This is a genomic window from Parasaccharibacter sp. TMW2.1890, assembly GCF_023337645.1.
In the GTDB taxonomy this organism is placed as follows: Bacteria; Pseudomonadota; Alphaproteobacteria; order Acetobacterales; family Acetobacteraceae; genus Bombella; species Bombella apis.
This window is the reverse complement of the sequence record NZ_NWUV01000001.1, coordinates 933988-954775: the sequence shown is the minus strand read 5'-3', so window position 1 is coordinate 954775 and position 20788 is coordinate 933988. Positions and strand designations below refer to the sequence as shown.

The 20788-nt window shown below is 55.9% G+C and carries 17 protein-coding genes and 4 tRNA genes; 14 read left to right on the top strand and 7 right to left on the bottom strand.

Annotation, left to right across the window (positions count from 1 at the left end):
* The first annotated feature begins 15 nt into the window (after positions 1-15).
* Complete coding sequence (locus tag CPA54_RS04245; RefSeq protein WP_249085571.1) at positions 16-1950, top strand: glycosyltransferase family 2 protein; 1935 nt, start codon at positions 16-18, stop codon at positions 1948-1950.
* A gap of 74 nt (positions 1951-2024) precedes the next feature.
* On the opposite strand, the gene CPA54_RS04240 is transcribed toward CPA54_RS04245, so the two are convergent.
* A complete protein-coding gene (locus CPA54_RS04240; protein WP_043559806.1) occupies positions 2025-2627 on the bottom strand; it encodes a hypothetical protein in 603 nt (200 codons plus the stop codon).
* Between the two features lie 165 nt (positions 2628-2792).
* Between CPA54_RS04240 and ispH the strand changes: the two genes are divergently transcribed.
* The 12 genes from ispH to CPA54_RS04180 all read left to right on the top strand — a co-directional run bounded on the left by ispH (position 2793) and on the right by CPA54_RS04180 (position 10860).
* Entirely contained in the window at positions 2793-3815 is a 1023-nt protein-coding gene (gene ispH, locus CPA54_RS04235; protein ID WP_043559807.1) for a 4-hydroxy-3-methylbut-2-enyl diphosphate reductase, read from the top strand.
* Positions 3816-3821: 6 nt separating this feature from the next.
* Positions 3822-4772 (top strand): homoserine kinase, encoded by a 951-nt coding sequence (locus tag CPA54_RS04230; protein ID WP_249085570.1) that lies wholly within the window; start codon positions 3822-3824, stop codon positions 4770-4772.
* Entirely contained in the window at positions 4765-5256 is a 492-nt protein-coding gene (gene rnhA, locus CPA54_RS04225; RefSeq protein WP_081563262.1) for a ribonuclease HI, read from the top strand. Before CPA54_RS04230 ends, rnhA begins: the two co-directional genes overlap by 8 nt.
* Before the next feature lie 82 nt (positions 5257-5338).
* Positions 5339-5414: transfer RNA gene (locus CPA54_RS04220), tRNA-Asn, on the top strand.
* A gap of 138 nt (positions 5415-5552) precedes the next feature.
* Positions 5553-5628, top strand: a tRNA-Asn gene (locus CPA54_RS04215).
* A gap of 147 nt (positions 5629-5775) precedes the next feature.
* Positions 5776-6291: a xanthine phosphoribosyltransferase gene (gene gpt, locus CPA54_RS04210; protein WP_043561051.1), complete on the top strand. Its 516-nt coding sequence runs from the start codon at positions 5776-5778 to the stop codon at positions 6289-6291.
* Positions 6292-6371: 80 nt separating this feature from the next.
* Positions 6372-6448: transfer RNA gene (locus tag CPA54_RS04205), tRNA-Pro, on the top strand.
* A 20-nt stretch (positions 6449-6468) separates the two neighbouring features.
* Positions 6469-6545: transfer RNA gene (locus CPA54_RS04200), tRNA-Arg, on the top strand.
* Between the two features lie 390 nt (positions 6546-6935).
* Positions 6936-7565: a hypothetical protein gene (locus CPA54_RS04195; RefSeq protein WP_043559812.1), complete on the top strand. Its 630-nt coding sequence runs from the start codon at positions 6936-6938 to the stop codon at positions 7563-7565.
* Between the two features lie 129 nt (positions 7566-7694).
* A complete protein-coding gene (locus CPA54_RS04190) occupies positions 7695-8342 on the top strand; it encodes a hypothetical protein (RefSeq protein WP_103765155.1) in 648 nt (215 codons plus the stop codon).
* Between the two features lie 8 nt (positions 8343-8350).
* A complete protein-coding gene (locus tag CPA54_RS04185; RefSeq protein WP_052349026.1) occupies positions 8351-9400 on the top strand; it encodes a glycosyltransferase family 32 protein in 1050 nt (349 codons plus the stop codon).
* A 44-nt stretch (positions 9401-9444) separates the two neighbouring features.
* Positions 9445-10860 carry a glucoamylase family protein gene (locus tag CPA54_RS04180; protein ID WP_232086365.1) on the top strand — a complete coding sequence of 472 codons (1416 nt, stop codon included), beginning with the start codon at positions 9445-9447 and terminating at the stop codon, positions 10858-10860.
* A 9-nt stretch (positions 10861-10869) separates the two neighbouring features.
* Here CPA54_RS04180 and CPA54_RS04175 read toward each other — a convergent pair whose 3' ends face one another.
* Positions 10870-11439, bottom strand: coding sequence for an isochorismatase family protein (locus CPA54_RS04175; protein WP_249085569.1), 570 nt, complete (start codon positions 11437-11439; stop codon positions 10870-10872).
* Entirely contained in the window at positions 11436-12800 is a 1365-nt protein-coding gene (locus CPA54_RS04170) for a hemolysin family protein (protein ID WP_043559816.1), read from the bottom strand. The genes CPA54_RS04175 and CPA54_RS04170 overlap by 4 nt, the downstream gene beginning before the upstream one ends.
* Positions 12801-13041: 241 nt before the next feature.
* On the opposite strand from CPA54_RS04170, the gene CPA54_RS04165 reads away from it, so the two are divergent.
* A complete protein-coding gene (locus tag CPA54_RS04165; RefSeq protein ID WP_249085568.1) occupies positions 13042-13950 on the top strand; it encodes a glycosyltransferase in 909 nt (302 codons plus the stop codon).
* A gap of 103 nt (positions 13951-14053) precedes the next feature.
* Here CPA54_RS04165 and CPA54_RS04160 read toward each other — a convergent pair whose 3' ends face one another.
* From CPA54_RS04160 to CPA54_RS04145, 4 genes are all read right to left on the bottom strand, one after another.
* Positions 14054-15385 carry a hypothetical protein gene (locus CPA54_RS04160; protein ID WP_043559820.1) on the bottom strand — a complete coding sequence of 444 codons (1332 nt, stop codon included), beginning with the start codon at positions 15383-15385 and terminating at the stop codon, positions 14054-14056.
* A gap of 311 nt (positions 15386-15696) precedes the next feature.
* Positions 15697-17775, bottom strand: coding sequence for an NAD-dependent DNA ligase LigA (gene ligA / locus CPA54_RS04155; RefSeq protein ID WP_249085567.1), 2079 nt, complete (start codon positions 17773-17775; stop codon positions 15697-15699).
* Complete coding sequence (gene recN, locus CPA54_RS04150) at positions 17772-19508, bottom strand: DNA repair protein RecN (RefSeq protein WP_043559825.1); 1737 nt, start codon at positions 19506-19508, stop codon at positions 17772-17774. The genes ligA and recN overlap by 4 nt, the downstream gene beginning before the upstream one ends.
* Positions 19509-19723: 215 nt before the next feature.
* Positions 19724-20746 carry an outer membrane protein assembly factor BamD gene (locus CPA54_RS04145; RefSeq protein ID WP_227656569.1) on the bottom strand — a complete coding sequence of 341 codons (1023 nt, stop codon included), beginning with the start codon at positions 20744-20746 and terminating at the stop codon, positions 19724-19726.
* Positions 20747-20788: the final 42 nt, after the last annotated feature.

The following is a 20788-nucleotide window of genomic DNA, read 5'->3' as shown; positions in this document are numbered from 1 at the left end:
TGAAGGGTAGGCAACATGATGCTGGAAGGGCATGGGGTGGTAAAGGTGGCTTTTCATTATCTGGAGACAGCACATCAGGGTTGGCTGGCTGTCCGGCGCAAGGATCATGGAATCTGCCATGTCCGTTCCGACGAGATGACACGCCGGGATGAGGATGGTGAACCTCTTTATGTTCCCCTGCTGGCGATGACGCTCTCCGACCAGCCAGATTACGTCTTTCTTGTCATGGGCCCGGAAGGTGGGGAGCCTCCGCTCCTCTGGATCAGGCATTTCTCTTACAGGGGGGCCGTGCTGCCCTTCCGCCGTGTCGATATCGTGGGGCATGAGGGGCGCATAGGACTGCGGAACCTCCTGCGGTCCAGCCTGTGCTGTACAGCCCAGCCCTGGAACAGCCAGGGAGGTGTCAATGAGTTTCTTGGGGACTGCAGCCATCTGATGGGCTGGGAGCAGTTCCAGCTGCATGAGGTTGCGGCAACAGAGGAACTGCAACGCCTGGGCGAGGACATGGCTGCCCATTTCAGGATGTTCCCTTCAGCGGATGATCTGGAGCAGCTGATAGACACATATGAGGGGAGCCATCTGATCTGGCTGCTGGATGCCATGATGCCGGTGGCGGCCTGGTCTGCTGTCCGTGAGGTGGGGCAGAGGCTGCTGGAGCGGCCTTCTCTGCGTGAGGCCCTGCTCCGTCAGGCGGGGAGCAGTCCGTGGAGGGATGGCTGGCAGTGTCTTGCCCGTTGGCTTGAGGACAGGGAGAGCTATCCTGCAGCCGAACGGGGCTGCCCGCTGGGGGATGACGTGCTGACATGGGGGCAGGCGGACGCACCGGCTGGCTTCATCCATGCGACCCTGCATGCGGCCCGGGCCAGCGTGAAGCCACGCAAGCGGGTCTGCATGATGTCCACGATCCGTAATGAAGGCATCTATGTTCTGGAATGGATCGCCTATCATCGGAGCATAGGGGTCGAGCATTTCTTCATTTACAGCAACGACAACAATGATCGCTCGGACCTGCTTCTGAAGGCCCTGCATGATGAGGGGGTCATCACCTTCATCGAGAATCCCGTCCAGCCAGGGATGTCCGCCCAGACGAAGGCTTACGGGCACGGGTTGAACGTGCTGCCGAACATTCTGGATTATGAGTGGTGCTTCATTCTGGATGGAGATGAGTTCATCACGCTGGCACCATCCTACCGGACGGTGGGTGAGTATCTTCAGGGCTTCTCCCGCTGGGAAAGTGATGCCATCGCCCTGAACTGGAAGTTCGTGGCTTCCGAGGTCAACCGGGATGGGCTGGCGGACCTGGTCCGGCCGTTGACACAGCGGAATCGTGACATTGTCTCCCGTGGTGGGATCGGTGAGGGCTGGCGGCTGGTCAAATCTGCCGTGCGGCCCGGTCGGGCCATACAGTCCCGGCCGCATCATCCGGTCTGGCTGCAGGCAGACAGATTCACATACAGACTGTCAGATGGGTCCATTCACAGTTACCGCAATCCGCCCCCCGGCATCGGGGCGGACCCTGCTTTTGCTGACGGCGGTCATTACGAAGATATTTACATCTCCCATTACTACTACAAGTCGATCATTGAATGGGTCTGGAAATATGCCCGGAACAGCGGGCTGGACGGTGCCATGTCCTTCGGTGTGGAGCGGTACGCCGACTATTGGGCCAATGCCTTCATCTGCCAGATGAATGACCCGCATGAGGGGCAGAATGAAAATGTCCTGAACCGTGCTGATGGACTGCTGGAAGAAATGGTGAAGCTGCGGAGCATCACCGCCATCGCACAGGCCGAGAACATCGTGCGCGAAACCTGGCAGGAGCGGCTCCTGGCCCTGCTGGACATGGTGGAGGAAGCTGACGTGGCCTCCCGCCTGAAGGAGGAGTGGCGTTATGTCCTTGATCCTCTGGCGGAGGAGCGGCTTGGCAGCATTCCGCTGCATCAGGTGTAACAGGGAAGGGCCCTCCAGGACTTGGAGGGCCCTTTGTTCATGGGGCGTGCAGGGGGCTGCCTGTCTGGCGCCAGTTACTGCACATGCTCGTGGAATTGCGCTGCACGCAGGTGGCTGCGGTTATAGTCCAGTTCGCTGTGATTCAGCTGAAGGCCGATCTCCATGGAGTAGGGGCTGATCTGCGGATTGTTGCCTGTCGGCACATCAATGAACCGCAGTGGCGTGCTGCTGTGGCTGACAGAGACGGTTGGAGGCAGCTTCACTGTTTCGGTAAAGACTTTTTTGTCCACGATGGCCCCATCCTGAAGGATGGCCACGAAATAGGGAACCGTCACACTGTCGCTGCTGGTGGCAGGGCCACGCTCCAGCTGGAGGTTCAGGCTGACACGAACACGGGTCATGGGCCGTTTCTGTGCATCCTGCGGGCCAGTACGGCAGTCTCCCTGAACACCCAGAATGTGGGTGGAGGTCAGGCGGTGGGCGGCATCAAGCCCTTTTCCATCATAAGTGATGCGGTCCGCCACCTGGCCGGGAACATCGAACCTGGGGCAGGCCGGAGCGAAGGTATGGGTGGTATCCGCCTCCTCGCACCCGCTGAGAAAACCAGCCAGCATGAGGGAGCCGAGGCCCGCTGCAAGGCGGGGAAAGATGCGGGATGAGGGGGAGAATGCAGGCATCGGACTCAGAAAACTCCACAAGAAAATGGCGCAGGACATTGCAGCAGACGGCAATACGGACGATATAGAGGCCCAGAATGGTGGTGCAGGATAGCCCATGACCTTGCATGGAGCACCACCGGACCGTTCAATATCGTATCGTTCATCGCCTGCCTGGGGAAGATTATGTCAGAACAGACGACGCCTGTAACCTCCAACTCTGCCGTCCCCGGAGCAGATTCGGCCACTGGCAAGCCGCCACTGAAGATTCTGCTGGCTGGACCACGCGGTTTCTGTGCCGGGGTGGATCGTGCCATTCGGGTGGTCGAGGAGGCTCTGCGCCGTTATGGGGCACCCGTCTATGTCCGCCATGAGATCGTGCATAATCGCACTGTCGTGGAAGGGCTGGAAGCCAAAGGTGCCATCTTTGTCGAGGAGCTGGATGAGGTGCCAGAGGATGGTCACGTCGTGTTTTCAGCCCACGGCGTGCCCAAATCCGTTCCGGCAGAGGCGCAGCGCCGCAATCTGCTGTACCTGGATGCGACATGCCCGCTTGTCTCCAAAGTGCATCGTGAGGCTGAGCGTCATTTCGCTGGGGGTGGCCCGGAGCAGCGCCATATCCTGATGATCGGTCATGCCGGGCATCCTGAGGTGGTCGGCACCATGGGGCAGCTGCCGCCAGGGGCTGTTACGCTGATCAATGATGCGAAAGAAGCGGCCGAGGTCCAGCCGAAGGACGTGGACCGTCTGGCCTTCATCACGCAGACGACCCTGTCCGTCGATGACACGGCAGAAATCGTGGACATCCTGCGGTCCCGTTTTCCCAACATCGTGGGGCCCCGCCGGGAGGACATCTGCTACGCCACGACAAACCGTCAGATGGCCGTGAAGGAACTGGCTGCGGAGTGTGATCTGGTCATCGTCATCGGCTCACCGAATTCTTCCAACTCGCAGCGTCTGCGGGAGGTGGCCGAGCGGTCTCTGGCCAAGCGGGCCCTGCTGGTACCAAAGGTTTCCGACATGGACTGGAATGAGCTGGAGGGTGTCAGGACGCTGGGCATGAGTGCCGGTGCGTCCGCTCCGGAGAGCCTTGTGCAGGAAATGATAGAGCAGCTTTCTGCCCGTTATGACGTGACAATCGAGGAGCGTATCGTGAAGGAGGAAAACATCAATTTCCGCCTTCCCCATCCGCTTTCGGATGCGGTCTGATCGCTCATGGCGGTTTATACGGACCTCCATGAAGGGGACTTGCGGGGCTTCCTGTCACTTTATGACATAGGGGAGCTTCGCTCTTTCACCGGGATTGCGGAAGGAATAGAGAACAGCAATTTTCTGGTGAAAACCACTCAGGGGCGCTTCATCCTGACGCTGTTTGAAAAACGCATGAAACCGGAGGAGCTCCCGTGGTTTCTTGGGCTGATGGCGCACCTGGCGGGAGAGGGGATAGCCTGTCCACAGCCTGTCGTGGCGAAAGACGGGGTGGCTCTGCGCCAGCTGGCAGGTCGGCCTGCCATTCTGGTCAGTTTTCTGGAGGGGCAGTCTCTGGAGGTGGTAACCCCGCAGGCCTGTGAGCAGGTCGGGCGGAGTCTGGCACGTCTGCATGAAGCCGGGCTGGGTTACAGGGCCGAGAGGGCCAATGCTCTGGCACCGGAAGGTTGGGTTGAGCTGTTCTCCCGGTGTACGGATGGTGGTGATGAGGCGGTGAAAGCCCTGATGGCGGAGGTCCGCACAGCTCTTTCAGCGCTTGTGGCAGCGTGGCCGGAGGCCGGGTCCCTGCCTCGTGGGCAGATTCATGCTGACCTGTTCATGGATAATGTCTTTTTCCAGAATGGTCATCTCTCTGGCATCATTGATTTCTATTTCGCCTGTACGGACTTTCTTGCTTATGACCTGGCCATCTGTCTGAATGCCTGGTGTTTTGAGGACGAACGTCATTACCGGGAGGACAGGGCTGAGGCACTTTTGCGCGGGTATGAACAGGTTCGCCCGCTGAATGCTGCCGAACATCAGGCCCTGCCGATTCTGTGCCAGGGAGCGGCCATGCGGTTTCTGCTTACACGTCTGTATGATTGGGTGCACACGCCAGAGGGGGCTTTGGTAACCAAAAAAGACCCTTGGGCCTATCAGAGACGGTTGCATCATTTCCGGAAGGCAGGCCATGTCTGACAGGGCGGAGAAAGGGGACGCAGCTCCCAGCACGCAGGTGGATATCTGGACGGATGGAGGCTGCAAGCCCAATCCTGGGCCAGGTGGCTGGGGTATCCTGTTCCGTTGTCAGGGTCATGAGCGCACCATGAAAGGCGGGGCGGCGGAAACGACCAACAACCGCATGGAGCTTACGGCGGCTGCCGTTGCTCTGGAAACGCTGACACGCCCCTGTGTGGTCAATCTTTACACGGACAGTGAGTACCTGCGGAATGGCATCACCCGGTGGCATACGGGCTGGGTACGGCGCAACTGGCGCAATGCATCGGGAGACCCTGTGGCCAACATGGATTTGTGGCGGCGTATCCTGGAGGCAGCCAAGCGGCATCAGGTGGACTGGCACTGGGTAAAAGGTCATTCCGGGCATGCAGAAAATGATCTGGTCGATCAGCTGGCGACTGAAGGGCGGGAAGAGCTGGAAGCCGGTTCTGCTGCCGGGGATTGACGGTATTCGGAAGATTCTTGCCGAGAAATCTTTTCTGGGGCTTTACCTGCCGGGGGAGATTGGCTAGACAGGCTCCAGCTGATCCCGAATAGCTCAGTTGGTAGAGCAAGCGACTGTTAATCGCTGGGTCGTAGGTTCGAGTCCTACTTCGGGAGCCAGCCTTTCATTCAGGTCCGGGCCATATGGCTGCGGGCCTTTTCTGTATCCGGAGCGGATACGGGTGAAATTATTTTCTAATTTGCTGAAAAAAGGGGCTTTACCTGCCGGAGGAGATTGGCTAGATAGGCTCCAGCTGATCCCGAATAGCTCAGTTGGTAGAGCAAGCGACTGTTAATCGCTGGGTCGTAGGTTCGAGTCCTACTTCGGGAGCCAGCCTTTCATTCAGGTCCGGGCCGTATGGCTGCGGGCCTTTTTCATGCTTCCCATAAAATAAAACAGCATGTTGTGGTTCTGCCAGTTTCTGTCTTATCGTATGATAGGGGCGTGGAATAATGCATGATTGAAGGGCACGAACAGAGCATGACAGGCACCGTACAGACGCAGGGTTCGCAGAGCATCAATTATGCGACGGTGACATGGGACCAGCTGCATCGGGATGCCCGCCTTCTGGCCACGGAGCTGATGCGCAAATATCGTCCGTTTCGTGGCATTGTGGCCATCACGAGGGGAGGGCTGATTCCAGCGGCCATTCTGGGGCGGGAGCTGGGATGCCGTCTGATCGAGAGCGTGTCTGTCGTCAGTTATGCAGGTGAGGAAGGAACCCAGCAGGAACCAAAGCTGCTGAAAGCCCCGGAAGCCGCAGGTGATGGGGAAGGGTTCCTGATCGTGGATGATCTTGTGGATTCGGGGGTGACGGCCCGTTATGTGCGGGAGATGCTGCCCAAAGCTGTTTTTGCCTGTTTGTATGCCAAGCCGGATGGGCGGCCCTGTACCGATCATTTCGTGACAGAAGTGCCGCAGGATACGTGGGTTCTCTTCCCATGGGACATGGCGCCGCAGTTTGTTGCGCCGCTGAACCGCAGTCACAAGGCGTAATTTTTTGAAAAAACACTTTTTTCATGCAAGAAAGTCCCTTGCCTGTACGGTGAAGTCCCTTTAAGAAGGCATCACGTCGTCGGGGCGTGGCGCAGCCTGGTAGCGCGCCTGTTTTGGGTACAGGAGGCCCCCGGTTCGAGTCCGGGCGCCCCGACCACGTCATGCAGCAAGGCAGGAGCGCCCTTAGCTCAGCTGGATAGAGCAACAGCCTTCTAAGCTGTGGGTCGCTGGTTCGAATCCAGCAGGGCGCACCATTATGCCGCCTTGTAGTGTCGCTCCGTTGCAGAGTAGTCTCCCTATAAAATATCCGTTGGGCTCATGTAGTTCTGGCCTGTCGCCTGCATGCAGGTGCGGGTGGTGGATGTGCGTTACATAGTAAAATCTGTCCATAATGTGCTTCTGGCTGCCCTGAAGAGGAAGCGGGACGTGATGGTGCGTAAGCATATTGTTATCTGGAGAAGAGATGGAGGTGCGAGGGAAGGTTGAAGCAGGGACGTGGTGGTCTATTATCATTATGTTTTTTTTATTTAGTACATTATTCTTTACTGTTTTTTGTTAACAAATTTCTTTCATGAAAGGGGATGTTTACATTTTTTCTGCCCTGTTATAACTTGCTTCATAACCTGATGTAATGAGGTGTTACCATGAGTGAGAATCGTTTGCAGCGTCTTTGGGTCATGGACTGGTTCGGTCATGTGATCGATCAGCCTTCAGAGGGTGGTCCACTGATCCGCGATTATCTTTCTCCGGGGGCTTATCCGGACACGTTTGTATTGTCTTCCTGGCCGCTGAAAACGCCGGCCCGTGTCATGTTCCGCCATACGTCGAGCGTTGCCCAGAACCTGCCGGATGCCCAGTTTGTGGCTGCAGGTGAGAATCTGGTCGCTCTTGAAGACCAGGATTCCGGCACGTTCTTCTCGATCAATCCGCGCAATAACGATACACACTGGAATTCTCCGGCTGTTTATGACTGGGAGCGCTTCATCCTTCTGACCAAGGAGATGCTGGATGGCTTTGCCGTCCTCCAGGATCGTTCTTATGGTGAGGTGCAGATGAGCGGGCATCCGGTTCCTGCTCTGGTATGGCCTTCCGTTGCTGAGAATATCGGCAATTTCGCCTGGCTGGGTGGGTTTGCATTCTCCATCACGCGCAATCTGGAGAATCTGGCCAAGATTGGTGCGACTGCGCCGGGTAAATCTGTGGATGTGACCCTGGTCAGCCCGCATGGTGATATTGCCAAGCTGTCCATTGTTCGTTCAGAGAAAGAACTGTAAGAAATTTCGTCCCATCCCTCCTGCGAGGGATGGGATTTTTACGTTAGACAGAACTGTCATTTGCGAGCCAGAGAGTTTCAGGCGAAGAAATTTCAAGTGGATTTGATGCTGTTTTTGGGGAAATGAGTGATGTCCGGGGACGTTTTGCCTTACTCATTTGATAAAGTCTGGTTCATGGACTGTTTCGGGCACGTTTTGTGCTATACGCCGTATCGTAAGGTGCTGGCGCGGGTTCCGTTACAGGGTTCTTTTCTGAGTGGGTTCGTGTCAGGTCCCTGTCCTTTTCCTAATAATTTCATACCGCAGTGGCGTAATATTTTTAACAGCCTAGTTGAGTTGCCTCCGTTCAGGATATGCCCACAGGATGGGGGGCTGGTAGCCTTACATAATGAAAAGACAGGTCACTACCTCAGCATAAATCCGTCGAACAACAAGACCGCTTTTTCTCCGGTTATCGCCGACTGGGAGCTGTTCTGCCCTCTTCAGTACGATGTTTATGTGGGGCTGCTCGTTGTTACGGACCCCGGCATGGCCGAGATTTTCTGTGAAAATGACGAACGGGAGGTTTCGGGGCTTTATTTTCTGGGGCCGGGTGACAATAAGCCGTTTGTTGCCAGTTTTGATAGAAAACGCATTGGTTTTCTGGAGAACCTTTCTACATTTGCGAGAATAGGTCGCCTGAAAAAGGGAGAGACTGCAAAGTTTCTTTTCAGGGGATTTATATCCGGGAAAGAGTACACCATGCGCATCACGCGCCTTAAAGAGATAGCGTTCTGAGGGGCATCATGTTTGTTTCCCGCTACAATACTTATCTGGCCGTTATCGATCGTGAGATCGTACAGAAATTTTTATGCACCTATTACGAGGATGATGCCCCACCGGCTGCAACAGAAGACGATATTGAGGCTGCGGGGTTTGAGGTTCATCGGCAGGTTGTTACGCGCGTTGGATTTTACAGGAAGGGGCAGGGCTACCTTTCTGCCAGACCGGATCTGTCCAACGGGTACAGCAATGTCATGCAGGATCGTGAGACGTTTCGTCTGATTGATCCTTCAATCCTGCCACCTCCTGTGCCGGAAATGCCAGAAGAAGCCCACATTGCTCACAAAATCCACCAGATTGGCATTTTCCCCAAAGAACCGGGCGTCTATCCGGAAGCATTCATAGAGAACAGAAATAACATTGTCGCCCTGAATCAGAATTATACATTCTATTTCTGGTCGGAAGGTGGCTATTATGACATCGAGGAATTCATACAGAAGCACTATGGTGAGGAAATACTGAAATATTACAGGGCTATAAGTCCTGATTATCTGGCTGCCAGAGCTGACTTTTTCCGCTACCTGTGCCTGTACGCCATCGGTGGCGTGTATCTCGATCTAAAAACCGCCATGTCATATCCTTTGGACTTGGTCGTGAGGCCGGAAGACCGGTTTCTGCTGTCATTCTGGTGCCATGGTGCCCGTCCGCATACGGAAATCGAGCACATCCCGTATGGCGAGTACGAACAGTATTACATCATCTGTGCCGCAGGTCATCCGCTGATGCGCCGTATCATACAGCAGGTCCTGTGCAGTATTGCCCTCTACAAACGTCCCATTCATGGGACAGGGGCTTATGGCATCCTGCGGGTTACAGGGCCTCTGCTTTATTCAATGATCGTGCATGAATACCGTGACCGGTATGAAGATATTGTGAGGCAGATTCACAGTTTCTCCAACGGGATCGAATATACCATCTTTGATGATAACATGGCCCATCATGAACATGTGGGGAAGGATACGCATTACAGCCGGAGGGAGTCGAACATCATCAACTCCGAGATGCTGATCTGATCCCTGTGTGACGATGTGATGTAGAGGAGATGGTGCCCGTGACGATGATTCAACCTGTGCGCCGTATTTCCAGAGGCCTGCGGATGCTGCTGGCCGGGATTGGCCTTTCTCTTTCATTTTGCGGTGGCGTGACGGGCGCCAGAGCCGATGATTACTCCCTGTCATCTCAGGACAGCATTTTCTTGAGTGATCTGGAGCATCGAACCTTCAACTGGTTCTGGGAGACGGCCAATCCTAGGAATGGTCTGGTGCCGGACCGTGCTCCCCTGCCACATGGGGCTGCCAGTATTGCCAGTGTAGGATTTGGTCTGACAGCTTATGGTATTGGGGTAGAGCGGGGTTATATCACACGGCAGCAGGCCGTGGAGCGGACCCTCCTGACCTTGCGGTTTCTGGCGGCGTTGCCACAGGGTGATGAGGCCAGCGGTACGGCAGGAACCCACGGCTTCTTCTATCATTTTCTGGACCCGGAGACGGGGCTGCGGGTGGCAGACTGGTCGGAGCTATCCAGCATAGATACGGCACTGCTGATGGGCGGTGTTCTGTTTGCACAGTCCTATTATGACAGGTCCGACAGGCAGGAAGCTGAAATCCGGACACTGGCCGAGACATTATACGGTCGGGTGGACTGGCAGTGGATGACCGGTGGCAAAAGCCCTTGGCTGAGCATGGGGTGGATGCCGCCGGGTCATTTCCTGTCTTCACAGTGGACAGGATATAATGAAGGGCTGATGCTGTACCTGCTGGCTCTTGGGTCTCCGACACATGCCCTGCCTGCTGAAACATGGGACCGCTGGACGGAAACTCACAAGGGGCAGCAGGGGAGTTTTTATGGGCGTGACCTGCTCAATTTTGCTCCCCTGTTCGGGCATCAGTATAGTGAATGTTGGGTAGATTTCCGCGATATTCTGGATAAGGCAAGTCGGCAGCGTGGTTATAACTACTTCCAGAACAGCCAGAGAGCGGTCTACGCACAGCGGGAGTATGCCCGCCAGAATCCGGGACATTGGAAGGATTATGGTTCAGACATCTGGGGGTTGACGGCTTCGGATGGGCCGGGGGATGCCTACAGGGATGTTGATGGTCAGCGGCGTCATTTTCTGGCGTACAGCGCCCGTGGGGCCGGACGGGATTATGTGTTGGATGACGGCACGATTGCGCCTACGGCAGCAGGTGGGTCTGTAGCTTTTGCGCCAGAAATTGCCTTGCCGGCACTTCAGGCCATGAAGGCCCGATACGGCAGTCGGGTTTATAACCAGTACGGTTTTCTTGATGCATTCAATCCCAGTTTTTCTGATGGGAAGGACGGTTTCTGGGTTGATGGTCAGCAGCTGGGGATTGACCAGGGGCCCATCCTGCTGATGACCGAAAACCTTCGTAGCGGGCTGGTCTGGAATGTCATGAAGAAGAACCCGTTCCTGCAAAGGGGACTTCAGCAGGCAGGATTTGAAAAACGTTAGTCCGCCCTGTCAGACGAGTTTTATGGACTCTTCCAGCAGGGAGGAGGCTGATAGTAGCCTGATCCCTGCTGAGGCCTGCTGTATGATGAAGGTTTCAAATCCAGCCCGTACAGCATGACGGGCTGAGGCCAGAACGCAGACATCCAGTGCTACGCCGCACAGAAAAACCCGTGTGACGCCAAGGCCGTTCAGCAGGTCTGTCAGGCCAGTGCTGCGTCCGCTATCGTCATGAAAAGCAGAGTTTGAGTCCGCATCGGTTGCTGTTCCTTTGCGGATGATATGGGTAATGCGTCGCTGGTCCAGCCCCCCTACCAGAGCAGCGCCGTCTGTCCCGGCAATGCAATGGGCAGGCCATGGGCCGTTCTGCTCTTTGAAGGAACAATGGCCCATGGGGTGCCAATCCTGGGAAGCGACGACGGCCCTGAAATTCAGATGGCTGAGGCCATTGATGGCGTGCAGAAGGTCATGCCCGCCGGGAACGGGGAGGGCGCCGCCGGGCATGAAGTCATTCTGCATGTCGATGATCAGCAGTGCATCTTGGGCGCTTATGCCATGAGGCAGCAGGATGTGGCTGTTCATGCTTTGCCAGAGGGTTTCATACGGGTGACCAGAAGCTGGTTGATGCGGAAACGTTCGACATCCACCACCTCAAAACGGAAACCGGCCACCTCGACACGGTCTGCCTTGCGGGCCATACGGCGCAGACGATGGGTGATGAAACCGGCAATGGTGTCAAACTCGGAATTGTCATGGAAGAGGGGGATATCCAGCTCCCGGATAACATCCAGAATGGGAGCGGCTCCGTCGATGAGCCATGAATCAGCATCACGGCGGACGATGGCCTGCTCTTCAAAAGGATTGGCCAGTCCATCCATCAGGGCACCCATGATGTCTTTGTACGTGATCAGTCCGACAACCAGCCCATATTCATTGAAGATGAGCGCGAAACCGGCGCCATGCGTATCAAATTGGGCCAGTGTCTCCCACAGGTTCAGCGTATCGGGCAGGGAGAGGACATCCCGGCGCATGTTGAATATCTGTTTGGGAGGGGCCTTCTGCGGGTCGGTCAGTGTGGTGGGTTCATCAACAACAGCGACCAACACATCTTCCGCACGGATGGAGCCGACAACCCTGTCCAGCGATCCATCGCAGAACGGGTAACGGGAATAGGGGCGGACCCGCACCTTGTCGCGCTGGCTCTCCAGACTTTCATTGACATCCAGATAAACGATTTCGTCCCGAGGTGTCATTGCAGATGTCACGGAACGGTTTTGCAGGGCCATGACATTCTGGATCATCTGATGTTCCTGCTCCAGAAGAACGCCGGAGGCCGTGCCTGCGGCAAGAATGGCCCGGAGATCTTCTGGCGTGACGGCCTCTACCGTGGCCGTGGCCGGGATGCGCAGCAACCTCAGTATCAGGTCGGCAATATGGGAGAAAAGCCATACGGCTGGATAGAGGAGCTTGAGGATGAGGGCAGGGAACCAGCCTACGGCCAGAGCAATCCTGTCCGGTGCGTTCATGGCCGTGCGCTTTGGCAGAAGGTCAGCAAAGAGAACGAACAGCCCGGTGACAAGGATGAAGGAGCTGAAAGAGCCGACCTTGTCTGCCAGAGGTGCCGACAGGCCCAGATGGTGCAGGCCCTCGGCGAAAGGTTCACTCAGCAGGGCATCTCCCACCACACCGCCCAGAATACCGACGGCATTGAGGCAGATCTGTATGGCTGTCATGACCTGCCCGCTATTGCGTCGGAGGCGCAGAAAAGCGCGGGCCCTTTTGTCGCCTTCTTCAGCCAGGGCACGCATGCGGGTTTCCCGTGCTGCGGCGAATGAGATTTCAGACAGGGAGATGAGAATGGAGACACCGATGAGTACGACCGTAACGAGGAGGCCGACAATCAGCATGATGAAGGGATGATGACTGGATGATGTGGTGGGCATGCGTTCTCTCTATGGCCACCCCGCCAGGGCCAAGGCGGCAATTATCGGCGGCATGATAATGCAGTTGGGGCAGGTTTCAATTGCTTTGTGTGAGGAGGATGGAAAATAAATTTATCATGCCGGGTTAGTAACGTTCAAAAATCCTGTCTCTTCTGCAGGGGGCAGACCATTTTGAGGAAGCATCTTGGAAATTATTACGAAACCCTTTATAAGATCGAAGGTTTGATTCAATGAGGTTGTGATGAGTACCTTTCCAATAGTTGTTTCATTTGACAAAAAATATTTGATACCGGCTCTTGTCACAATCAAGTCCATACTTGACCATTGCTCAGATACCAGCAGGATCGAGTTTTTTGTTTTATATCGGAATCTCGATACGACACTCATACGGCTCACAGAACAGGTTGTTGCCTCTTTTGGAAGCGTCATATCATTCATTGACTGTTCGTCTTTCATGGAAAGCCTGAATTTTGCCAATAATGAAAATCGGCCACTGGAGACTTATGTTCCTTTATTCATCCCGACGATTTTCAAGGGATATGAGAAGGTTCTGAGCATTGATGTTGACATGCTGGTGCGGGATGATGTGTTGAAAATCATCAACGAGATCCCTCAGAATAAAAAATTGGGAGGGGTTCGCTGTCTGATCCGTAATCATAGAAAATATGAAGATTTTGGAGATTTCAATAAATTCAGCCGTAACATGCTGGGAATAAACAACCCTTATTTTTATGTGAATAGCGGTCTCATTCTCTTCAATATGGACGCCATAACAGATGCAGATGCAGCCTACTGCATAGAGTGCATCAAGAAGAAATGGCTTTTTTATGATGAGTCAATACTCAATCATGTCTTTAAAGATTCTCTTCATCATTTCAGCCAGAGCTGGAACCTTTATGCAGAATATCTTCATACAAATTATCTTGAGTTTGAATATAGTATGCAGGAGCAGGTGAAGAAGGCGCAGGAGGATGCGTCAATTATCCATTATGTCGCTGATACCAAGCCCTGGGATCATCCGGCTCCTGACACGACTGATAAATACAGGCTGGAATATCGTGCCCTGGTGGCGGTGGTGAAGGATGAAATCAGGAATATCTTGCCCAGGACCATCTGTGGCGTCATGTGGAACAGGGTCGACAGAGCCTGACGGATGAATCCGGGGCTTATGTGAAGGGGAAAATTGGGGCGGTCCGGTCCGCAGGTATCTGTCAGTGTCCCGCCCCTCAGGGGGGGGCGGGACACTGTTTTATTCAGGGCTGGCAGCCCAGCGTATCCATGTATTCTTTCATCCGTTCTACTTTCTCTTCTGAAGAGAAGCCCCAGAAATGAACGAGGCCCAGACGCCTGTTATGTGCAGGGCCCTGATAGGCGGTGAATGACGTCAGGGCATTGGAATTGACCCCGTTCGTCTTGATGGCCAGATAGTTATAGGCCTCCTGGTCGGCCCAGCCATTGAATGAGCGCCCGAATTTGAAGACCAGATTGGTAACCAGATGGCGGATCTCATTGATGAAACGGCGGATTGTATCACTTTCCGTATTGGGGAAAAGGATTGTTCCCCCGTTGATGCCTGGTGTGAAGCGCCCCGGAATATCATCCATCGAGAACAGGGAGGATCCCACTGGAATGTGGGATTGTATCGGATGGAATTCTTCAGCCGGCGAACATATCTTGCCGCTTGAAAGACCACGGATCAGCAGGGGTTCCAGAGGATTGTCTATGATGATGTCCGGGTCCAGATACAGGAGCGGCTGATAACCTGCAAAAGTTTCCTTGTCCGTTATTTCGTATTTGGAGCAGACAAAGGAAAGGAAGTCCTGTGGGTACAGGTTGTGAATGATGAGGTTATCCGTATATTCTTTTTTCCCTTCAAAAAGATTGTCTATGTAGGCTTGGTCCTTGTCTGTCATGAGGATGATCGGCCCGGTGAATTTCCCCATTTTCCGCAGTGAGACAACGCACATCTTGCATTGCTGCATGACGGATTCTTTATTGTAAGCCGTGATATAGACGGCAGGATTGTAGAAATAGAGCGTTTCACGCTTCCATCCGTCAAAATAGAGCGTGATGTTGTATTTGTTCCAGTATCTGAAAAGCTGATACCGCATGTCGACATCAAAATGGTTGATCTTCAGTTTGAAGACGTCAACAGCCTCGATGTCTTTCCCATCAATGATTGTCTGTGTTTTGGGAATGACCCACCTGTTGGTGAGGAGGTGCCTCAGTATGTCAATTTCTCTCTGCGAAAGCAGCAGGAAGCCTTCCCAGAAGGAGGGATGTTCCCTGGAAAAAGAAAGTGTATGACAGTCAAAGCACAGGAAAAGCCCGTTCTTGTCCCGCAGGTTCCAGACACGGACGTCAGAATTGAAGGTTATTTCGATATCATCGACATGATAGGGGGCAATCTCTTCGCCCTGTGGGATGAATGTATAATTTGCGCCGACATCATCTTCGTGAAGTTCAAGAGCGAAAGCGTCGGTAGGGAAGTGGTCCTCCAGTTTGGAGCAATAAAGGGCTTTACTTGTGGCATCCTGTCGAACGATCTGGAAATCCCATGTTAGAAAATACCTTTTTTCACCCACTGTGTTAACCTCCGGAAACTCTTGGCGAAATTCCATATAGAAGGGACCTGTAGGAAAGTCTATCCATTTGATGTTATTTTAAATAAGTATTAGGCATAAATCATAAATAAGAAAATAACTTTTTCTTGAGTAAATAAAATACAAGAAATTTTCATGTAAGGCATTTTTCGCAATTTGATAAAAATGAAATAGATTTATAATAAAATAATTAATAGTTTAATCAAAATTTTAACTTTTTTCACTTCATATTTCACCGTTGTAGCAGGCTTTATTTTTATTGTACTTTGCAAGCCTGCCACTTGATGTCTGCTTCAGTCTGTCTCGGCCAGCCCGACCATGCCGCGCCACCCCATTTCATCAAGCGTGCGAATGTTCAGCTCGTGGGCTTTTTTGGCTTTGGAGCCAGCTTTTTCTCCCAGTACGACCAGTGTCGTGCGACGGGAGACGCTGTCTGTCACCTGTGCGCCCAGACGTTCGGCAATGGCCTTGGCTTCGGCTCGGGACATGGTGGTGAGAGACCCCGTGAACACCATGACCTGACCAGCCAGAGGCGCTGGACCCTCATCATCAGCATCAGGACCGGTCTCCTCGCTGATGGTCAGGGAGGGGGTGAGATCATCCAGCGCAGCTCGGTTATGTTCCTCATCGAAGAAGGCGGCAACTTCTTCAGCAATGGCAGGGCCGATGCCCATGATGGCACTCAGGGCGGTCCGTTCTTCGCTTTCGGGCCTGATGGCTGCCAGCATCGCCGCATGCCAGACGGGAAAGCTCTGGTAGTGGCGGGCCAGAAGCTGGGCATTGCGCTCGCCAATGCGCCGGATGCCGAGCGCGTAGATGAAGCGGGGGAGGCTGATGGTCCGGCGGTCCTCAATGGCCTGAAGCAGGTTGTCGACCGACTGTGTCCCCCAGCCTTCCAGTTTCTGGAGGCGGTCCCGATGCTCGTGCAGGCGGAAAATGTCTCCCGGCCGCTGGACAAGCCCGAGGTCATGAAAACTGCGGATGCTGCGCTCTCCCAGCCCGTCAATGTCAAACGCTTTGCGGGAGACGAAATGGATGAGCCTCTCGACCGTCTGGGCCGGGCAGGTCAGGCCCCCGGAGCAGCGGCGGACCGCTTCATCGCCGATGCGTTCGGCATGGGCGTGGCAGACGGGGCAGTGATCGGGAAAATGGAAGGGGGCGGCCCTGTCCTGCCGGTCTGCATCCACGACGCCCAGTACCTGCGGGATGACATCCCCGGCCCGCTGGATGCGCACGAGGTCGCCGGGGCGGACATCCAGACGGCGGATTTCATCTTCATTATGCAGGGTGGCCCGGGATACGATGACACCGCCGACATTGATGGGTTCCAGATGCGCCACGGGGGTGAGGGCACCAGTCCGCCCCACCTGAATTTCAATCTCATTCAGTCGGGTGATGGCCTGTTCCGCCGGGAACTTCCATGCAATGGCCCAACGAGGGGCACGGCCTACAAAACCAAGGCGTGTCTGAAGGTCTATGGCGTCAATCTTGAAGACGATGCCATCAATGTCATAATCAAGGTCAGGCCGTTCCCTGGCCAGGGTCTCCACATAGGCAGGCACGTCACTGGCATGGTTTATGGCCCGGGAGAGTGGATTGACAGTGAATCCCCATGTTTTCAGCTGGTCCAGCCAGTCCGAATGGGTCTTGACGGTTATGCCGGTATTGTAACCCAGCCCGTAGGCGAACAGCCCCAGAGGGCGGCGGGCTGTGACAGAGGCGTCCAGCTGGCGGAGCGACCCGGCTGCGGCATTGCGTGGATTGGCAAAGGGCTTTTCGCCCCGCTCTTCCTGCTGTCTGTTGAGAGCCAGGAAGTCGGCCCGGCTCATGAAGATTTCGCCCCGGATTTCCAGCAGGTCAGGAAAAGGAGCGGGCAGGGTCTGGGGAATGGAGCTGATGGTCCGCACGTTGGCGGTGACATCCTCACCCGTCGTGCCATCGCCCCGGGTCGTGGCAACCGTCAGCTGGCCTTTTTCGTAGGTCAGGCTGATGGAAAGGCCGTCAATCTTGGGTTCGGCCACAAATTTCAGCCCGTCCGTCTGGGCCTCGTCAAGCCCGAGAAACCGGCCGATCCGGCTGACGAACTGGGTGAACTCCTCCTCGCTGAAGACGTTGTCCAGCGAGAGCATGGGGGCACGGTGCTTCACCTTGCCAAAGGCCGGATTGGGAGCAGCTCCGACCTGTGAGGAGACACCATCCCTGCGCTTCAGTTCCGGATGGCGGGCCTCCAGCATGATCAGCTCCAGCCGGGCATTGTCATACTCGGCATCGGAGACTTCGGGGTTGTCCTGTCCATGATAGGCCTCGTTCCAGCGGGCGATCTTTTCTTCCAGTTCGGCATGACGCTGGGCGGGGGTGGGGGTTCCGGTCATTTTTCTGCAGGTCCAAGAAGGCTGTCTGCCGCAGCACGGGCGGCATCGGTTACGGTGTCGCCAGCGAGCATGCGGGCCAGCTCCTCACGGCGTTCCTCATCTGTCAGCGGGGTGGCACTGGTCTGTGTCTGGTTGTTGACGACCTGCTTGGCAATGCGGAGCTGATGGTCTCCATAGGCCGCCACCTGCGGGCTGTGGGTGATGGCCAGCACCTGGACATCCCGTGCCACACGGTTCAGGCGTTCGCCAATGGCCGAGGCCGTGGCTCCGCCGACACCGGAATCCACTTCGTCGAAGACCAGCGTCGTGAGGGAAGAGCGGCCCGCCAGCACGACCTTGAGGGCCAGCATGAGGCGGGAGAGTTCCCCGCCGGATGCCACCTTGCCGAGCGGTCCCGGTGGCTGGCCGGGATTGGCGGCGATGAGGAAGGCCACTTGTTCCATGCCATGGCGGTTCCACTGCTCGGCAGGCAGAGGGGCCAGCTCGACGATGAAACGTGCCCGCTCCAGCTTGAGGGGGACCAGCTCGGCCATGACCCGTTTCTCGATCTGACGGGCGGCCTTGCTGCGGGCCGCACCCAGTTCCTGCGCAGCGGCTTCATAGGCGGCCCGGCTCTCACGGACCTGATCTTCCAGCCGGGCCAGGGCCTCTGCGCTGGAATCAATGCTGGCCAGCCGCTGGTTCAGCGTCTCGAGGAAGGAGGGCAGTTCACTGACGCTGATCTTGTGCTTGCGGGCTTCGGCCCTCAGGGTGAAAAGCCGTTCTTCCGTCTCTTCCAGCAGGCGGAAATCTACCGTGGTATCGACGGCCAGACGGGAGAGCAGGGTTTCGGCCTCGGCCAGATATTCCTCGGCCTTTTCCAGGGCCGTAAGGGCTTCCTGTGCCTGTTCCTGCTGGGCGGAGGGTGTTTCCTGCTCCTCGCTCTGTGCCCGGTCCAGTGGGGAGGGAAGCAGCCGGGAAAGGGCACGGTTGGCCGAACGGAGGGCATTGGCCGGTGTGGACGTCCGGCGGTCCCGGGGGGTCAGTTCGGCAAGGGCGGCAGCAACGGCCTCGCCCCGGCGTTCATCCTGCTGGAGCCGGACCCGCAGGGCGGCAAGCTCGTCCTCCTCGCCTTCTCGGGGAGCAAGGGCAGTAAGGTCTTCCGTGATCTGCCGCAGCCAGTCTTCTTCCTTGCTGGCCTCTTCAACATCCTTCCGGGCCTTGTTCAGGCTGCGCAGGGCGTTCTGCCAGTCATCCCAGCAGCGGGCGACCTGCTGGCGGAGCTGCTGTGGCACACCAAAAGCATCCAGAAGGGTCTGGTGGGCACTCTGGTTTGCCAGTCCCATCTGCTCATGCTGGCCCTGTATCTCCACGAGCAGCGAGGCCACTTCCCGCAGGACACTGATGCCGATGGGCTGGTCGCAGATATAGGCACGGGAGCGCCCCTCTTTCGTGACGATCCGCCGCAATACCAGAGGTTCGCCTTCTTCGATGGAGGCGATGTCCTTGTTGTGAAGCAGGCCATAGACGGGATGCCCCTTGTGCAGCTCGAAAACGGCCGTCACGCTGCTCTGGGTCGCTCCAGCACGGATGATGCGGCTGCTGGTCCGCTCCCCCAGGGCGAGGCCGAGACTGTCCAGCAGGATGGACTTGCCAGCCCCGGTTTCTCCCGTCAGGGCTGTCAGACCACCATGGAAGGGGAGGTCCAGTTTTTCTATCAGAACGACATCACGGATGGAGAGATGTGTCAGCATGGGTGCAGCCTCCAGAACCGGCAGAAGCAGTCGGATTGGGCTTCTGTTGTGGTTTGCAGAAAATGCGGTGTCCGATAGTCAGAAAGAAACAGGCCCAGTGCAAGAGGCTGCACGGGCCGGACAAGGGCAAACGATGTGAAGTCGGAAGATTCCGGCTCCACATGCTGCTTTTCAGTAATGGTTACGGCATGCAGGTCACAATATCCCAGAGGGGGCTACCGTGTTTTCTTTCCGCCAGCCTGCTGGTTGGCGCCTGGGGCTGCCGTTGATGGTACCGGGGGAATCTCGACGGAGGCCACCGGCGCCGACTGTGTTGTGGACACAGGCTGCACGATGACGGAATCCGGGGAGACAGGTGCCTTGGCCTGCACAGGCGGTGCCGCACCGTCACGGTGTTTTCTTGAGCGCCTCTCATGCTTTTTCTGGGCATGGGACGGCTTGGGCAGCTGCGGCGTGAGCTGATGGTTGTATTTCAGCTTGTTGTAGGCGAGGCGGTACCAGCGGCTGTCAGGCGCATTATAGCCGAGGACAGCTGCTGCCTGACGGGCTTCATCAGGCAATCCCAGGGCCAGATTGACCTCAACCAGACGTTCCAGCGCTTCCGGCACATGGTTGGTGGTCTGGAAGTCCTGGATGACCCGCTGGTAACGGCCATAAGCTGCCTGATAGTCTTTTTCCCGCTGATAGTAACGGCCCACATACATTTCCTTGCCGGCCAGATGGTCACGGCAGAGGTCGATCTTCAGCTGGGCATCCCGGGCGTAAGAGGTCTGGGGGAAGCGGGTGATGACTTCCTGAAGAGCATCCATGGCTTCCAGCGTGCCGAGCTGGTCACGGGACACATCACCGATCTGCTCATAATAGCACAGGCCCCGCAGATAGTAGGCGTAGGCAGCATCCGGGCTTGTAGGGTGGAGCTGGAGATAGCGCTCCAGCTGCTGGACGGACAGCGCATACTCACCCTGAAGGTAGTAAGCGTAGCCTTCCATCAGTTCGGCACTGCCCGTATAGCCGGAATAGGGGAAATTCTGCTGGAGAAGCTCGAATTCACTGCTGGCCAGCTTGTAATGCCCGCCATGAAGAGCGTCGATCCCGTAGTTGTAGAGGGTCTCGGCATCCGCCGTGCGTGGCAGCTTTGCCTGTATGTCGGCGTCGGAGCTGGAGCAGCCCGAAAGAAGGGCAAGTCCGAGCAATGCCGGGGCCCCAAGGGCGGGGAGACGGAAACGGGATGGGATCATGTGGAATTTCAGGATGCTGCTGACCATGATTTTCTTATAGCA

Coding starts and splice junctions, on each gene's coding strand:
- rnhA (WP_081563262.1), top strand. CDS start 4,765: ATGTCTGACAGGGCGGAGAAAGGGGACGCAGCTCCCAGCACGCAGGTG.
- CPA54_RS04175 (WP_249085569.1), bottom strand. CDS start 11,439: ATGAACAGCCACATCCTGCTGCCTCATGGCATAAGCGCCCAAGATGCA.
- CPA54_RS04185 (WP_052349026.1), top strand. CDS start 8,351: ATGTTTGTTTCCCGCTACAATACTTATCTGGCCGTTATCGATCGTGAG.
- CPA54_RS04240 (WP_043559806.1), bottom strand. CDS start 2,627: ATGCCTGCATTCTCCCCCTCATCCCGCATCTTTCCCCGCCTTGCAGCG.
- CPA54_RS04230 (WP_249085570.1), top strand. CDS start 3,822: ATGGCGGTTTATACGGACCTCCATGAAGGGGACTTGCGGGGCTTCCTG.
- CPA54_RS04195 (WP_043559812.1), top strand. CDS start 6,936: ATGAGTGAGAATCGTTTGCAGCGTCTTTGGGTCATGGACTGGTTCGGT.
- CPA54_RS04165 (WP_249085568.1), top strand. CDS start 13,042: ATGAGTACCTTTCCAATAGTTGTTTCATTTGACAAAAAATATTTGATA.
- CPA54_RS04180 (WP_232086365.1), top strand. CDS start 9,445: ATGATTCAACCTGTGCGCCGTATTTCCAGAGGCCTGCGGATGCTGCTG.
- ligA (WP_249085567.1), bottom strand. CDS start 17,775: ATGACCGGAACCCCCACCCCCGCCCAGCGTCATGCCGAACTGGAAGAA.
- CPA54_RS04145 (WP_227656569.1), bottom strand. CDS start 20,746: ATGATCCCATCCCGTTTCCGTCTCCCCGCCCTTGGGGCCCCGGCATTG.
- CPA54_RS04245 (WP_249085571.1), top strand. CDS start 16: ATGATGCTGGAAGGGCATGGGGTGGTAAAGGTGGCTTTTCATTATCTG.
- gpt (WP_043561051.1), top strand. CDS start 5,776: ATGACAGGCACCGTACAGACGCAGGGTTCGCAGAGCATCAATTATGCG.
- CPA54_RS04170 (WP_043559816.1), bottom strand. CDS start 12,800: ATGCCCACCACATCATCCAGTCATCATCCCTTCATCATGCTGATTGTC.
- CPA54_RS04190 (WP_103765155.1), top strand. CDS start 7,695: ATGTCCGGGGACGTTTTGCCTTACTCATTTGATAAAGTCTGGTTCATG.
- ispH (WP_043559807.1), top strand. CDS start 2,793: ATGTCAGAACAGACGACGCCTGTAACCTCCAACTCTGCCGTCCCCGGA.
- recN (WP_043559825.1), bottom strand. CDS start 19,508: ATGCTGACACATCTCTCCATCCGTGATGTCGTTCTGATAGAAAAACTG.